The sequence below is a fragment of the Pyxidicoccus sp. MSG2 genome, assembly GCF_026626705.1.
In the GTDB taxonomy this organism is placed as follows: domain Bacteria; phylum Myxococcota; class Myxococcia; order Myxococcales; family Myxococcaceae; genus Myxococcus.
Genome location: NZ_JAPNKC010000001.1, coordinates 12,767,265 through 12,783,898 on the forward strand (window position 1 = coordinate 12,767,265; position 16,634 = coordinate 12,783,898).

Sequence of the window (16,634 nt, forward strand, 5' to 3'; positions counted from 1 at the left end):
GAGCCGCGCGGACAGCACGTCCACCTCACGGTAGGTGAGCCGCCGCGTGCCGTCCTCCACCGCCACCGCGTCCGGCGTACGAGCCACCTGTGCCGCGAAGCGCGCGGGCACCGTGTCCGAGCCGGAGGGCTCGGGGGCCACGGACGGATTCCACTCCACCAGCAGTCGCCGCAGCTCGGCCTCGGACAGGAGGGAAAGCCGCGACAACCGCTGCTCGGGAGCGGCGGCCACGGACTCCAGCAGGCGGAGCAGGTGCTCCGACAGCCGGGAGATGGTGTCGGCGTCGAAGAGGTCGGTGTTGTACTCGATGGCGCCCGCCAGCCCCTCCTTCGACTCCACCAGCTCCAGCGTGAGGTCCAGCTTGGTGGCGCCCGTGGGGACGACGCGGCTGCGGATGTGCACGCCGGCCAGGGACAGCTCGGGCGCGGGCGTGTTGTGCAGCACGAGCATCGTCTGGAAGATGGGCGTGTGGCTCAAGTCACGGGCCACGTGGAGCGCGTCCACCAGCTTCTCGAAGGGCACCTCCTGGTGCGCGAAGCCGCCGAGCGCGGAGCGGCGCACGCGGCCGAGCATCTCGACGAAGGTCGGGTCGCCCGACAGGTCCGCACGCAGGGCGATGGAGTTGATGAAGCAGCCGATGAGCGGCTCCACCTCCGGGCGGTTGCGGCCCGCCACTGGCGTGCCCACCGCGAAGTCCTCCTGGCCGGAGTACGCGTGCAGCAGGGACTGCCATGCCGCCATCAGCACCATGAAGGGCGTGGCGCCCTCTCGACGGCCCACCGCGGCCAGGGACTCCGCCAGTCGCTTCGGCACGGTGACGGGCAATCGCGCGCCGGGGTACGTCTGCACCGGAGGCCGGGGCCGGTCCGTGGGCAGGCGCAGCACGGGCACGTCGGACAGCACCTCACGCCACCAGTCCTGCTCGGCCTTCAGCTCGGGGCCGCGCATCCACTCCTGCTGCCAGACGGAGTAGTCCGCGTACTGCACGGGCAGCGCGGGCAGCGGCGACGGCTGGCCTTCCATGAAGGCCGCGTACAGCCGCGCCAGCTCGTGCATCATCACGCCCGCGGACCAGCCGTCCGAGACGATGTGGTGCAGCACGAGCAGCAGCACGTGCTCGGTGTCGCTCACCCGCAGCAGGGCCGCGCGCATCAGCGGGCCGGTCTGGAGGTCGAACGGGCGGCGCGCCTCCTGCTTCGCCCAGGCGGAGACGTCGTCCTCGCCCGCGCCTTCGGCCACGGCCAGAACGATGGGCACCTCAAGCGACGGTGCGATGACCTGCACCGAGCCCGAGTCCGCCATGGCGAAGGTGGTCCGGAGGATTTCGTGCCGGCGCACCACCTCGTTGAGGGCGCGCTCCAGCGAGGCCACATCCAACGTGCCGCTCATCACGAGCGTGACGGCGTTGTTGTAGGCCACGTTCCCCGGCTCCAGGTGGTCCAGGTACCAGAGCCGCTGCTGCGCGAAGGACAGCGGCAGCGGCCCCTCTCGCGGGACACGCGGAATCGGCGGAGGGCCCTCGGGCTTCTTCGCCGAGGCCCCGGGCGTCGCCGCGACCTTCGGCGGCTTCGGACGGCGTGTCGGCACTGGCACGGCGGCCAGCAACTCCAGCGAACCGTCGCCACGGCGCCGCGCGCGGCGGCCCGTCATCAGCCTGCGCTCCGCCGCTTCCGTGGCCTGGACGATGCGAAGCGACGCGGTGCCCGGCGCGTTCCAGAAGCCGCGAGGGACACCCGCGCCCGTGACGGCCAGCTCGCCCACCACACCCGGAGGCACCGGTCGGCCCCGCGCGTCGACGACCTCGAACGGAACGGAGCTTCCATTCCCGGATGCGAGCCACGCGCCGAGCCCCACGTCGTGGCGCACGACCTCCGCACCCAGCGAGCGGGCCAGCGAGGCCGCATCGTCTGGCGTCGCACCCTCCAGCAGCACGCGGCGAAGGACTCCGGCGGCTCCGTGCACTTCCGACAGCGCGCGGGCCTGCGCCACCGTGCAGTGCAGGTGGGTGATGCCCGTCTCGCGCACCAGTGACAGCAGCGCCTCCGCCGCACCGGGCCCCTCCTGGAGCATCACGACGGGAACCGGTGCTCCCGGCTCCGGTGCGTAGCGACCGCGCAGCGCATCCAGATGCCGCAGCCCTTCGAGCGTCGCGTCCACCTCCACGCCGAAGTCCACGAGGCAGGCCACCTCATCCACGTCGAGCCCGCGCACGCGCTCCACCACGGGCCCGCAGGAGTCGGGCGTGCCGAAGAGGCCGCCGTCTTCCAGGTAACGCTCCAGCCCGTGCTCCAGCAGCGCGTCCACATCCGCGGGCGTCAGCGAGCGCGGGTCCATCTTCAGTCCCTGGCTGGCGATGAAGCCCGCGAGGATGTCCAGTGAGCTGCGGAAGTAGTTGAGGAGCGGCTGGCGCACGCGCTCGCGCACCCCCGCGGGGTCAGCGCCCAGGTACGTGTGCATCATCAGGCTCACGTGCCCCCGGCCCGCGTGCCCGTGCTGGCGCCAGGCCTCGCGGTACAGCGCCACCTTCGCGGCCAATTCCTCCAGGTGCTGGCCCATCAGGTTGGTGAGCACGTACGCGCCCAACTCGCCCGCCAGGCGGAACGTCTCCGGGCTGCCCGCGGCGGTGAGCCAGACGGGCAGGTCCTTCTGGACGGGGCGCGGGCGGAGGGACAACTCCACCTCGTCGCCCGCACCATTACGGCGGCGCACCGTGCCTCCGCGCCACAGCGTCCGGACCTCCTCGACGCCTCGGAGCATGACCTCCTTGCGGCGCGCGTACCGGTCCGGCGCGAAGACGAAGTCGTTGGCATGCCAGCCCGAGGCAAAGGACACACCCACGCGGCCGTCGGACAGGTTGTCCAGGACGGACCACTCCTCCGCCACGAGGACGGGGTCATGCAGCGGGAGCACCACGCTGCCGGCGCGGATGCCCACGCGCTCCGTCACCGTGGCCACGCCCGCGCCCACCACGGCCGGCCTCGGGTAGAGGCCACCGAAGGCATGGAAGTGCCGCTCCGGCGTCCACACCGCGGAGAAGCCATTCGCGTCCGCGAACTTCGCCGCCTCCAGCAGCAGCCGGTACTTGCGCCCACCGAGCGAGTCCTCGTCGTTGGCGAAGAACGACAGGCTGAAGTCCGGCCCCCGGCGCGCGGCCCCCGAGCCCGCCGACAGCAGGCTGAAACGGGCCCGCTCCTCGGGAAGCACCACGCGCAAGCCCCGCGTGAGGGCCCACAGCAGCTCCAGGTCCGAGCCCGGCGAGTGGGTCTCCTCCGCCGCGAGCCACGCGCCTTCCGCCGCGTGGCCTGCCGCGTCCAGGTGGTGGAACAGGTCCGCCACCGTGCGGTGCGTGTGGATGGCGCGGAGCCGGTCGCCCGAGGGGCCAACTCTTGGCTCCAGGCACACCATCGTCTCCGCCGCCACGTTCGCCGGACGGTGCCGCGTGAGAGCGTCCGCGCGCGAGGCCCGGAGCATCGACTCCGAAAGGGTCTCCAGGGGATGCGCCGCGCTCGGGGCCCCGGCCCCCGGCAGGAGTGACGCGCGAGCCAACGCGTCCGTGCCCTTCCCTTCCGCGAGCAGCGTGTCCACATGCAGCACGCGGGCGGCATCCAGCGTCACGCTCGTCCGCACACGCTCGTGGGTGAGCAGCAGGGGCGCCGGGCCGCCGTCGGGCGCGAGCGAGGACAGCTCGCGAAGCCGCGGCACGGACAGCAGCACATACGCACCACCGGCCTCCAGCACCGCCCAGAGCGCCACCACGCGCTCCACGGAGGGCTCCAGGCACACGGCCACCAGCACCTCGGGCCCCACGTCGCGGGCCACCAGCACCGCCGCGAGCCGCCGCGCCTTCTCACGCAGCTCGCTCCAGGTGACGCTCCGTGCGCCCACCGTGAGCGCCACGGCGCGAGCCTCCTTCGCGGCCCGCGCCTCCAGCAGCGACACCGCGGGCACCGTCGCGCGCGCGTCCCTGGACTCCGGCAGCGAAGGGGCCTGCACCGGGGCCAGCGGCAACGCGGACAAACGCAGCTCTGGAGCCGCCACCGCGGCGGCGAGCAATGCATCCCAGTGCGCCATCAGTCGCTCCATCGTCGCGGGCTCGAAGCGCTCCACGGCATAGTCCAGCGTGCCGGAGAAACCCTCCTCGCCCTCGCCCATGGAGATGGAGAGGGATGACAGCACGGCGCCGAACTGCGCCGGTCCGTCCTGGACCTCCATCAGGCTCATCCGCAGGCCCGGCAGCTCCAGGTGCGGCTCGAAGCGGTTGTGCAGGATGAACAGCGAGTCGAAGACGCGCTCGCGGCCCGTGTCCTTCGCGGGCTCGATTTCCTTCATCAGGTGCTCATAGGGCACGTCCGGGTGGGCGTACGCCTCCAGCATCACGTCCCGCACGCGCCCGAGCAGCTCGCGGAAGCTCGGGTCGCCGGACAGGTCCGTGCGCAGCGGCACCGCGTGCGCCACGTAGCCGATGACCGGCTCCAATTCCGGACGGCTCCGGTTGCCGATGGGCGTGCCCACCACCAGGTCATCGCGGCCCGACCAGCGCGCCAGCAGCGCCTTCCAGGACGCCAGCATCACCATGAACGGGGTGACGCCCTCGCGCTGCGCCAGCGCATGCACCGCGCGGGTCATCTCCGGAGAGAAGCCCACGTTGCGGCGAGCGCCGCCCAGCGCGGGACCTTCCGGACGCGGACGGTCCACCGGCAGGTCCAGCGCGCCCGGCAGCGACACCAGGCGCTCGCGCCACGCGGCGGCCTGCGAGGAGAACGCGCCCACCTCCAGCGCCTTCCGCTGCCACGCCGCATAGTCCGCGTACTGCACCGCCAGCTCGGGCAGGGGCGACGGCCGGCCCTGCTGGAAGGCGCCGTAGAGCGTTCCCAGTTCCCGTCCGAACACCACCAGCGACCACGTGTCACACACCACGTGGTGGACCGTGACGGCGAGCAGGTGCTCGTCCGGGGCCAGCCGCAGCAGCCGCGCGCGCACCACGGGCCCGCGCTCGATGTCGAGCGGCCGCGCCGTCTCCGCGTGCACGAGCCTGCGCGACTCCGCCTCGCACGCCTCTGGCGTGGCACCCGCCACCTGCTCCGCCGTCAGCGGCAGCTTCAGCTCCGGGGCAATGCGAACCACCGTATGCCCGTCCACCTGGGGGTACGACGTGCGCAGCGCCTCATGCCGCCGCGTCATCGCCTCCAGGCTCCGCTCCAGCACCGCCACGTCCAGCGTGCCGCTCATCCGCAGCACCATCGACATGTTCAGCGCCGGGTTGCCCGGTACCGCCTGCTCCAGGGCGACGACGCGCTCCTGCACCACGGACAGCGGCAGCGCACCGTCACGGGGGACGCGCACCAGGGGCGGCAGCGCCGCCTCCGTGCTCTCCGCCCCCGTGCCCAGCCGCGCCTGGATGCGCGCCGCCACACCCGCCACGGTGGGCGCCTCGAACAAGTCGCTCAGCGGGAGTTGGACGGGGAAGGCCTCGCGAAGGCGCGTCAGCATCTGCGCCGCCATCAGCGAGTTGCCGCCCAGCTCCAGGAAGTCGTCGTGGATGCCGAAGTCCGTGCGCCCCAGCCGCTCGCGCCAGATGTCCAGCACCTTGCGCTCCACGTCCGTGCGCGGCCCGGCCTTGTCCGCCGGCAGCTCCGCCACGGGCGCGGGCGTGACTTGCTGTTCCGCATGTAGGGGCGTCGTCGGCTGCGCCGTGGCGACGGCCGGAATGACCGTGGGCACCTCCACCCCGAAGGGCTGGCGCTCGAAGGGGTACGTCGGCAGCGACAACCGCCGACGCTGCTCGTGCGCGTACACGTCCTGCCAGCGCACCTCCAGGCCCTGCTCCCACAGCGCGCCAAGCGCCTCGCTCAGCGCCTCGTGCTCCGACGCCTTCACCCCCGCGCGCGGCAGCGAAGCCACCGCCCGCCCCGCGTGCCCGCGCAGTCCCAGCCGAGCCAGCGCGGTGAGTGCCTGGTCCGGCCCCACCTCCAGGAACACGGTGCAGCCGTCGGCCTTCAGGGCCTCCAGCCCGTCACCGAAGCGCACCGGCGCCCGCATCTGCCGCGCCCAGTACGCCGGGTCCGTCGCCTCCTCCGCGCGAATCCACGTGCCGGTGACGCTGGACACGTACGGCACCTGGGGCGCGGACAGCCGCAGCCCCGACACCACGCGCTTCAGCTCGTCCATCAGCGGCTCCACGTCCGCCGAGTGGAACGCGTGCCCCGCCGGAAGCCGCAGCACGCCGAGCCCTCGCGACGTCAGCTCGCGCTCCAGCGCGTCCACCTCGGACGTGGGCCCGGACACCACGCACCGCTCCGGCCCGTTCACCGCGGCCAGCGCCAGCCCACCCGTCAGCAGCGGACGCACCACCTCCTCCGCCGCGCCCACCGCCGTCATGCTCCCCGCGGGCAGCCGCGCCATCAGTCGCCCGCGCGCCGTCACCAGCGCCAGCGCGTCCTCCAGCGGCATCACCCCCGCGAGGCACGCCGCCGTGTACTCACCGAAGCTATGCCCCAGCAGCGCGTACGGCTTCACGCCATACGCCTCCCAGAGCCGGGCCAGCGCGTACTCCACGGAGAACAGCGCCGGCAGCGCGAAGCGCGGGTCCGCCAGCGTGTCGCGCGCGGCCGTCTCCGTTCCAGGCGCTGGCAGCAGCACGCCGCGCAGCGCTGTCTCCAGCTGCGGCCCCAGCCCCGCCAGGCACGCATCCAGCGCCTCACGGTACGCCGGCTCCGCTGCGTACAGCTCGCGCCCCATGCCCACCGACTGCGCGCCCTGCCCCGGAAGGAGGAAGGCCACGCGCCGCTCGCGCGCCGCCGCCACGTCCTCCAGCACCTGCGCCTTGCCCGGAGCCCGCAGCTTCGCCAGCAGGTCCGCCCGGTCCTTCGCCACCACGGCGCGCCGGTGCCCGAAGCCGCGCCGCCCCACGTTGCGTGTGAAGGCCACGTCCGCGAGCGCCACGTCGGAGGGCGCGGACTCCAGCCAGTGCGCCAGTTGCCCCGCCGTCGCGTCCAGCGCTCCCGCCGTGCGGGCGGACAGCGTCACCACCTGCGTGGGCCGGGCGCTCGGCGCGGGCGGCGGAGGCAGCGGCGCCTCTTCCAGCACCGCGTGCGCGTTGGTGCCGCCAATGCCGAACGAGCTGACACCCGCGCGCCGGGGCACGTCCCCCCGAGGCCAGGGCCGCCGCGAATCCACCACGAAGAAGGGGCTGTTCGCGAAGTCGATGGCCGGATTGGGCCGCTCGAAGTTGAGGCTGGGCGGCAGCTCTTCATGGTGCAGCGCGAGCGCCGCCTTCATCAGTCCGGCCAGGCCCGCCGCCGTGTCCAGGTGGCCGATGTTCGTCTTCACCGAGCCCAGGCCGCAGTAGCCCTTCCGGTCCGTCTGCCGCCGGTACGCCCGCGTGAGGGCCGCGACTTCAATCGGGTCACCCAACGCGGTGCCGGTGCCGTGCGCCTCCACGTAGCCGATGTCCCCCGCCTCCAGCCCCGCGTACGCCAGCGCCTCGCCGATGACGTCCGCCTGCCCCTCCACGCTCGGCGCCGTGTAGCCCACCTTCAGGCCACCGTCGTTGTTCAGCGCGGAGCCGCGGATGACGGCGTACACGTGGTCACCGTCCCGCAGCGCGTCCTCCAGCGGCTTGAGCACCACCGCCGTCACGCCGTTGCCCGGCACCGTGCCGGCCGCCTTCGCGTCGAAGGCGCGGCAGTGTCCGTCCGGGGAGAGAATCATCCCGTCCTGGAAGAGGTAGCCCGTGCGCTGCGGCAGCGACAGGCGCGCCGCTCCAGCGATGGCCATGTCGGACTGGCGCAGCAGCAGGCTCTGGCAGGCCATGTGCACGGCCACCAGGCCCGTGGAGCAGGCGGTGTAGACGGCCAGGCTCTCGCCGCGCAGCTTCAGCTTGAAGGACGCCTTCGTCGCGAGGTTCTCACCCGTGGTGCCCAACAACTCGAAGAGCGAGGCCGGGTCCAGCTTCCCCTGCCCCAGCAGCGACAGCGTGTGCAGCGACGGTCCCGCGCCCGCGTAGAGGGAAATCTTCCCCGCGTAGCGCTCCGGGTCATACGCCGCGTCCTCGAGCGCGGACCACGCGCACTCCAGGAAGACGCGCTGCTGCGGGTCCATCCATTTCGCCTCGCGCGGCGGCACGTCGAAGAAGCCGGCGTCGAAGGACTCGCCCTCGTCCAGCACCGATGCCGCGGGCACGAAGTCGGGGTGCTTGCGCACCGACTCGGGCACCAACGGTGACGCCTCCAGCACCTCGGGCTTCAGGCGGGAGATGGACTCCACGCCCTCACACAGGTTGCGCCAGAAGGCGCGCAGATCCGCGGCGCCGGGAAAGCGCCCGGCCATGCCGATGATAGCGATGTCGTTGCCACCAACGCCCGTCGTCGTGTCCTGTTCAGTCATGGCCTCGGGTGTTCCTTCCGCGCCGCTGGAGGACCTGCCTGCGGGCCTCCGCGCGCTCCTGGTGCTTGACGCCTTCCGTCTCGGGCTTCGCCTCGGCGGACAGCCTCCGGGCGAGCGCGTGGACGGTGGGATGTTCGAAGAAGTGGGTGATGGGGACGTCCCGACCGAGCGACTCGCGCAGCCGCGAGCACGCCCGCACCGCCGCCAGCGAGCTGCCGCCCAGGTCGTCGAAGAAGTGTGCGTGTACGCCGACGGACGGGTGGCCCAGCACTTCGGCCCACGCGCGGGCGATGGACTCCTCCAGCGGCGTGCGGGGCGCACCATCCGGCGCCGCGGCCCTCGCGGGAGGAGGCAGCGCACGCGGGTCCACCTTGCCGCTCGCCATCAACGGCAGCGTGCCGAGCGGGATGATGTCCGCGGGCACCAGATGCTCAGGCAGCCGCGCGCGCAGCAGGGATTTCACCTCGCCCGGCGCGAGCGGCTCAGCGGATGCGGGCACCACGTAGGCCACCAGCCGGGGCTCTCCGCCCGCGGGAGGCCGCCACACGGTGACATGGGCCTGCCGCATGCCGGCGACTTCGCGCAGCGCCACCTCCACCTCGCCCGGCTCGATGCGGAAACCGCGCAGCTTCACCTGCGCGTCCGCGCGGCCCACGAAGTCGAGCCGCCCGTCCGCGCGCCACCGCACCACGTCGCCCGTGCGGTACAGCCGCGCACCGGGCTCGCCACCGTACGCGTCCGGCACGAAGCGCTCGGCGGTCAGGTCCGGCCGGCCCAGGTAGCCGCGCGCCACGGACGGCCCGCCCACGTACAGCTCTCCCGCCACGCCCAGGGGCACGGGTTGCAGCGCCTCGTCCAGCACATACGCGTCGATGTGCGGCAGCGGCCGGCCGATGGGTGGCGGGCCCACGTCTCCCGGCGAGCAGCGCTCCCAGGTGGCGCACACCGTGACTTCGGTGGGGCCATACGCGTTGACGAACGTCCGGCCGTTCGCGAAGCGCGTCACGAGGTCCGCCGGGCAGGCTTCGCCCGCGGACATGAGCATCGTCAACTCCGGGAGCGGCGCCTCCGGCAGCAGCGTGGAGACGGACGGCGGCAGCGTCACCGCGGTGATGCGCTGCTCCTTCAGCACGCGGTGCAGCGCTTCGCCAGCGAGCAACTCACCCGGCGGAGGCAGGTGCAGCGTGGCGCCGGTGGTGAGGGCCTGGACGTACTCCGCCACCGAGGCATCGAAGGATGGCGAGGAGAACTGGAGCACCCGCGCGCCCGGGCCGAAGGGAAGGCCCGCGCCCATGGACTCGGACAGGTGCACCGCGCCCCGGTGTGTCACCGCCACGCCCTTGGGCCGCCCCGTGCTGCCCGACGTGTAGATGACGTAGGCCGCGCAGTCCGAAGACGGCACCGACGTGCCAGTCACGACGGGTTCCTCGGCGGCCTGACCCGGAGCGCCGTGTTCTTCCCAGAGCAGGGCTCGCACGCCCTCCGGCAGGGTGATGCGCTGCGCGAGCCGCCCATGCGCCAGCAACACCCGCGCGCCCGCATCCGCGAGCATCCACGCCACGCGCTCGGGAGGGTGTGCCGGTTCGAACGGAACCACCGTTCCGCCCGCCTTGAGCACTGCGAGGAAGGCCACTACCGCCTCCGGCCCACCGCGCTCCAGCAACGTGCCCACGCGCACCTCGGGCCCCACGCCATGACGCCGCAGCCGGGCCGCGAGCCGTCCGGCCCACGCATCCACCTCGCGATACGTCCACCGGGTGGCGCCGGCCACGAGCGCCACGGCATCGGGAGTCCGCGCGGCCCAGGCCTCGAACAACGTATGCAGCTCCGCGCCGGCAGCGTGCTTCGGAGCCTCCGCTCGACGCCCCAGGTCCAGCAAGCCGCGCCGCTCGTCCGCATCCAGCAGCGACAGCTCCACCAGCGGGACGTCAGGTGCGGAGGAAGCCGCCTCCAGCAGCGCGCGCAGGTGACGGGCCATGCGCGCGGCGGCGTCCGCGTCGAAGAGGTCCGCGCAGTACTCCAAGCTGGCCGAGAAGCCGCCGTCCACCTCCGCCATCATCAGCGTGAGGTCGAAGGCGGAGGCGCGGTGGCCCAGGGGGAAGGACTCCAGCTCCAGCGCCCCCAGGCGGGCCCGTGCGCCCGGCTCTCCGAGGGCGAACGCGCCCAGCGCCTCGCGCCCGGGTCGGCCGGACTGCAGCGCGAACATCGCCTGGAAGACGGGCGCGCGGGACGCGTCCCTCCGGGGATGGAGCCGCTCGACGAGCCGGGCGAAGGGCAGCTCCTGGTGCTCCAGCGCCTCCAGCACGGTGCCACGCACCTGCGCCAGCAGTCCGGAGAAGGACAGCGCGCGGGGCATGCGTGCGCGCAGGGCCACGGGGTTGACGAAGTAGCCCACCTGCCGCGACAGGTCCGCGCGCGTGCGGCCCGCAGTGGGCGTGCCCACGATGACGTCCTCCTGGCCTGTGTAGCGACGCAGGAAGGCGACGTACCCCGCCAGCAACGTCATGAACGGCGTGGCGCCATGCGCGTGCGCCAGTGCCTTCAGGCGCGCGGCCGTCGGGGGCTCCACGCGGAACGACACCGTGGCGCCCCGGAAGGACTGGAGCCGGGGACGAGGCCGCGACGTGGGCAGATCCAGCGCCGGCAGCTCGCCGCCCAGCCGCTCGCGCCACCAGGCCTGGAGCGCGTCACCGGCAGGCCCCGTGTAGCGCGGATCCTGGGCCTGGAGGATGGCCGGTGCGGGAGGAGGCGGCGGGAGCAGCGCGGCGGATGTGCCCTGGACCTCGGCGGTGTAGAGCGCGCCCAATTCCTCGGCCAGCACCTCCAGCGACCAGAAGTCGGTGACCAGATGGTGCAGCACGAACAACAACACGGACCCGCCTGGCACCCCGGTGAACAGCCGCGCGCGGACGAGCGGCCCGTGCTCCAGGTCGAAGGGCCGATGCGCCTCGGCATCGAGCCGCTCACGCAAGACCTCCACCGTCATCGCCGAAGCGTCCTCCAGCTCCAGCGACGGCACGGACGCCGAGGGCCGCAGCACGGGCTCCCCGCGCTCCTCGGGGAACGCGCAGGCCAGGGCCGGGTGTCGCGTAACGAGCGTCGAGAACACGCGCGCGAGCACCGCGGCATCCACGGACGAGGTGAACCGCAGCGCGCGGGCCACATGGTACGCCGTGCTCCCGGGAGCCATGCGCTGGAGGAACCACAGCGCGCGCTGACCATCGGACACGTACGTCGCGCCATTCGCGGGAGTGGACGGCACCGCCTCCGAACGCACGGACGCGTCACCGCGCCGTTGCTCCACCCAGGCCGTGACTTCGCGCAGGCTCGGTCCCTGGAGCAGCAGCGCGGGCGGCAGCGACACGCGCCACCCCTCCTCCACCGCGTGCAGCACCTCCAGCGCGCGCAGCGAGTCGAGTCCGAAGTGGGTGAGCGGCGCATCCACGTCCAGCGCGCGCGCGTCCACACCGAGCAGCCCCGACACGCGCGACACGAGCCACGAGAGCACCTCGCCCTGCCCTGCCGCGGACACCTCGGAGACCCGGGGCTCGTCCCGCGTCCCCGACCCCGCCGCGTCCTCCACCTGTCCCTCGCGCCACTCCCGCACCACGTCCAGCGTGCCGGCCAGGAAGGCCTCGCGGCACGCGCGCCGCTGCACCTTCCCGCTGGACGTCTTGGGCAGCGCGCCCGCGGAGATGAGCACCACCGCATGCGCGGCCACGCCATGCTCCTCGGCCAGCGCCGCGCGGATGCGCGTGAGCACCGTGTCCACGTCCCCCGCCACCTTCGCGGAGACCTCCTGCACCAGCGTGAGCCGCTCCTCCCCGTCCACCTCCACGGAGAACGCAGCGCCGCAGCCGGGGCGCAGGCCCGGGTGGCAGCGCTCCACGGACAGCTCCAAATCCTGCGGGTAGTGGTTCCGCCCGCGCAGCACCAGCACGTCCTTCAGCCGCCCGGTGACGAAGACCTCGCCGCCTTCGACGACGCCCAGGTCGCCGGTGCGCAGGTACGGCCCGTCCCCTGAGCCCGCCAGCCGACCGTGGAACGTGCGCGCGGTCTCCTCCGGCCGCTGCCAGTACCCATCCGCCACGCTGGGGCCACGCACCCAGAGTTCCCCCACCCGCCCCGGCGCGGACGGCACGCCCGTCTCCGGGTCCACCACGCGCAACTCCTGCCCGCCCAGCGCCGCGCCGCACCCCACCAGCACCGCCTCCACCTCGCCGTCCACCGGCGCCCGAGCCTCGCCGTGCCTCAGACCCTCGCGAGCGAAGCGCCGCACCACCGGGGCCTCCGCGCGCCGGCCACCAGTGACGATGAGCGTCCCCTCCGCCAGCCCGTAGCAGGGATAGAACGCCTCGCGCCGGAAGCCCGAGGGCGCGAAGGCCTCCGCGAAGCGCTCCAGCGTCTCCTCGCGCACCGGCTCCGCGCCGCAGAACGCCACCTCCCAGCGGCTCAAGTCCAGCGCGGCCCGCTCCTCCGGTGTGCTCTTGCGCACACACAGGTCGAACGCGAAGTTGGGCCCGCCGCTCACCGTTCCGCCGAAGCGAGACACCGCCTCCAGCCACCGCATGGGCTGTTGCAGGAAGAACAGCGGCGGCAGCAGCACGGTGGGGATGTCCCGGAACAGCGGCTGGAGGATGCCGCCAATCAGCCCCATGTCGTGGTACGGCGGCAGCCAGATGACGCCCACCGGATTCGGGGCCGCGTCGAAGCCGCGCGCGATCAGCCCCGAGTTGTGCAGCAGGTGCCGGTGCCGCAGCACCACGCCGCGCGGCGTCCCCGTGGAGCCCGACGTGTACTGGAGGAACGCCACCGCGTCGCCGTGCAATTCCACCGGCCGCCACGCCTCCGCTTCCTCCGCCGCCACCGAGTCCGTGGCCAGCCAGCGCAGCGCGCGCAGGTCCGGCGCGTCCTCCGTGAGCGGCTCCACCATCGCCGAGATTCCGGACGTGGTGAGCGCCACCCGCGCCCCGCAGTCCGCCACCAGCGCCTGGAGCCGGGGCAGCGTGCGCCCCAGCCGCATCGGGTCCGGCGGATACGCGGGCACCGCCACCACGCCCGCGTACAGGCAGCCCAGGAAGCCGAGCACGTACTCGCGGCCGGGCGGGTACAGGAGCAACGCTCGGTCGCCCGGTGCCAGGTGCCGCCGCAGCAGTGCCGCCACCGCCCGCGCGCCCGCGTCCAGTTCCGCGTAGGTGACGGTGCGCTCCCCTTCCTCATCCAGGAAGGTGAAAACGTTCTGTCCCCCCTGCGCCGAGGCCCGGGCGCGGCAGAGGTCTACGAAGGTCAGGTCCTCGGGACAGACGAATTCGGAGGCGGGGTCGGCGCGCGTCGGCAGGTGCATGTCGTGAGTCCCGGGGGGCCTTCCCAGGAGGGCGCCATAGACGGAAACCCCACGCGCGCACCCCACCCGCAATCCAGGGGGGCCCGCCCGACGGCTCCGCTCAGCGACCCCCTCGGATTCCCCGTACGTTTAGCGGAATCTGGGCAATCAGAAAAGACACCCGTTCATGAAAGACCCACCCGCCCGGAGTATGACGCGAGGGCTCCAGGGAGAGGGGCGTGCAAGCGTCCCCTGAACCCCGGCTCGACGGAGGAATCAACCGATGAAGTACACCAACCTGGGTCGCACCGGCCTGCGCGTGTCCCGCATCTGCCTGGGCTGCATGAGCTACGGCACGCCTACCTGGCGCCCATGGGTGCTGGACGAGGAAGCAGCGCAGCCCTTCTTCCGCCGTGCGGTGGAGCTGGGCATCAACTTCTTCGACACCGCGGACATGTACTCGATGGGTGTGAGCGAGGAAGTCACCGGCCGAGCACTGCGCCGCTACGCGCGCATGGACGAGGTGGTGATTGCCACCAAGGTCTACTTCCCCATGGGCGACGGGCAGAACCTGCGCGGCCTGTCGCGCAAGCACATCGTCCAGGGCTGCGAGGCGAGCCTGAAGCGGCTGGGCGTGGAGGCCATCGACCTCTATCAAATCCACCGCATGGACCCGAACACGCCGCTGGAGGAGACGCTGTCCGCGTTGGATCAGCTCGTGCGCCAGGGGAAGGTGCGCTACCTGGGCGCGTCGTCCGCGTACGCGTGGCAGTTCGCACGGGCGCTGGGCGTGGCGGACCTGCACGGCTGGTCGCGCTTCGTCTCCATGCAGGGCCACTACAACCTCGTCTACCGCGAGGAGGAGCGGGAGATGCTGCCCCTGTGCGAGTCCGAGGGCATCGGCGTCATCCCCTGGTCTCCGCTGGCGCGTGGCCTGCTCGCGGGCTCGCGCAAGTCGCTGGACGACCGCAGCTCCACGGCCCGCGCGAAGTCGGACACCTTCTCCGGCCAGCTCTATGACCAGCCCGGAGACTGGGAGGTGGCGGAGGCCACGCAGAAGGTGGCCGCCGCGCGCAACGTGCCGCCCGCGCAGGTGGCGCTGGCGTGGCTGCTGTCGCGGCCGCAGGTGACGGCGCCCATCATCGGCGCCACGAAGCCCGAGCACCTGGAGGACGCCGTGCGCGCGGTGGACCTCAAGCTGGCCCCCGAGGAGCTGAAGGCGCTCGAGGCGCCCTACAAGCCCCACGAGGTGCGCGGCATGTGACGCACGCGGAGGTCCCTCCCGGGACTGAGCTAGAGTCCAGCGCTCATCCCGGAGAACTCCATGAAGCGGCTCCTGCGCGTCACCCTGCTCGCCGTGCTGATGGTGGGAGCGGCCTCCTGCCGTCGGAGCGGGTCGGCGCTGCGTCATGCGCCGGAGCGCACGTGTGTGGTGCTCTCCGTGGGGGCGGCGCGCGGGCTGGCGCACCTGGGAGCGCTGGATGCGCTGATGGAGCGCGGCGTGCGCATCGACTGCGTGGTGGGCAACAGCATGGGCGCGCTGGTGGGCAGCCTCCATGCCTCCGCGCCCGGGGAGGACATGCGGACCCGCTACCGGGCGTTCTTCCGCCAGTACGCGCACGAGACGGAGCACGAGGCGAAGAAGCGCGGCGCGGTGGGAGCGGCGGTGGGGCTGCTCGCGGTGCTCATCTCAGGCGGTGCGCTGGCGCCGGCGCTCGCGGCGGGGGCGCTGGGCGCGGCGGGAGGCGCGGCGTCGGTGCCCGAGCTCAGCCATGAGCGCTTCACCCAGGTGCTGGAGCGCTTCCACCATGGGGCGCGCATCGAGGAACTGCCGGTGCCCTTCGCGACATTCTACCAGGAGCCCACGGGCGAGGGCCTGCACCGGGTGGCGGCGACGCAGGGCTCCGTCGCGGAGGCCGTGGCCTCCAGCGCGGCGAACCCGTTCCTGTTCGAGGACGCAACGCTGCAACGCATCGACCCGGGGGCAGACCGGGTGTCCGCGGTGCCGGTGCACGACGCCTGCGAGCTGTTCCCGCGCTCGCGGCTCATCGCCATCAACGTCACCGACGAGCCCGCCTTCTACCGTTCCGACCTGGACTGCGAGGTGCGGGAGATTCGCGTGGACATGACCGGCACGCCCGTCGAGGCGTTCCAGGGCGCGGGCGAGGCGTTTGAATCAGCATGGCGCGCGGGCCATGACGCCGTTATCCGCGCGCTCGACGACGGGCAGTGGTGAAGGTTGCCCGTCTGTCTTCACGAATTTGAGGAACACAGATGCCAACTGTGCTCGAAGAACTCGCCAGACCTGTCATTTTCGGCCGCTCCAGCTCCCACTTCACGCGCATCACCCGCATCTTCGCCGCGGAGCTGGGCGTCGATTACGACCTCCGCGTGGTGCGAGACCTCATGTCCTCCAACGTGGAGGACTACGGCGGCAACCCCGCGCTCCGGATACCGAGCCTTCAGACGTCCCGAGGTGTCTGGTTCGGTGCGCTCAATATCTGTCGCGAGCTGTGGCGGCAGTCGGGCCGCAAGCCCCGCGTGGTCTGGCCGGAGGACCTCGACGTACCGGTGCTGGCCAATGCGCAGGAGCTCGCATCGCAGGCCATGGCGACGGAGGTGTCGCTGGTCATGGCCAAGGTGGGGGGCGGCGGGGACGGTGCGCATCAGGCGAAGATGCGCACCGCACTGCTCAACATGATGGCGTGGCTGGAGGAGAACGTGGGGGCCGTCCTCGCCGCGCTCCCGCCGCAGCGGGACCTGAGCTTCCTGGAGGTCACGCTGTACTGTCTGGTGACGCATCTGGAGTTCCGGGAGGTCCTGCCGACGGCCCCCTACTCCGAGCTGACCCGGTTCTGTCAGCAGTTCGCGACGCGGGCATCTGTCGGTGCGACTGCGTTTCGATTCGACCCTTGAGGGTCGATGA

5 protein-coding genes (1 of these 5 only partly in view) are annotated in these 16,634 nt (G+C 72.6%); 3 read left to right on the forward strand and 2 right to left on the reverse strand.

Annotated features, from left to right (window positions below):
* Together OV427_RS48315 and OV427_RS48320 are read right to left on the reverse strand one after the other, a co-directional pair.
* On the reverse strand, positions 1–8,385 hold the 5' portion of the coding sequence (locus OV427_RS48315; RefSeq protein ID WP_267863039.1) for a non-ribosomal peptide synthetase/type I polyketide synthase. 3,030 nt of this gene lie to the left of the window's left edge; only the first 8,385 of its 11,415 coding nucleotides appear in the window; it begins with the start codon at positions 8,383–8,385; its stop codon lies beyond the left edge, outside the window.
* Entirely contained in the window at positions 8,378–13,729 is a 5,352-nt protein-coding gene (locus tag OV427_RS48320) for a non-ribosomal peptide synthetase (RefSeq protein ID WP_267863040.1), read from the reverse strand. Before OV427_RS48320 ends, OV427_RS48315 begins: the two co-directional genes overlap by 8 nt.
* 262 nt (positions 13,730–13,991) lie before the next feature.
* On the opposite strand from OV427_RS48320, the gene OV427_RS48325 reads away from it, so the two are divergent.
* The 3 genes from OV427_RS48325 to OV427_RS48335 are packed head-to-tail and all read left to right on the forward strand — an operon-like array spanning position 13,992 to position 16,624.
* A complete protein-coding gene (locus OV427_RS48325; protein WP_267863041.1) occupies positions 13,992–14,972 on the forward strand; it encodes an aldo/keto reductase in 981 nt (326 codons plus the stop codon).
* A gap of 60 nt (positions 14,973–15,032) precedes the next feature.
* Entirely contained in the window at positions 15,033–15,944 is a 912-nt protein-coding gene (locus OV427_RS48330; protein WP_267863042.1) for a patatin-like phospholipase family protein, read from the forward strand.
* Between the two features lie 38 nt (positions 15,945–15,982).
* The gene (locus tag OV427_RS48335) at positions 15,983–16,624 is read left to right on the forward strand and encodes a glutathione S-transferase domain-containing protein (RefSeq protein WP_267863043.1); all 642 of its coding nucleotides are present in this window, start codon (positions 15,983–15,985) and stop codon (positions 16,622–16,624) included.
* Positions 16,625–16,634 lie beyond the last annotated feature (10 nt).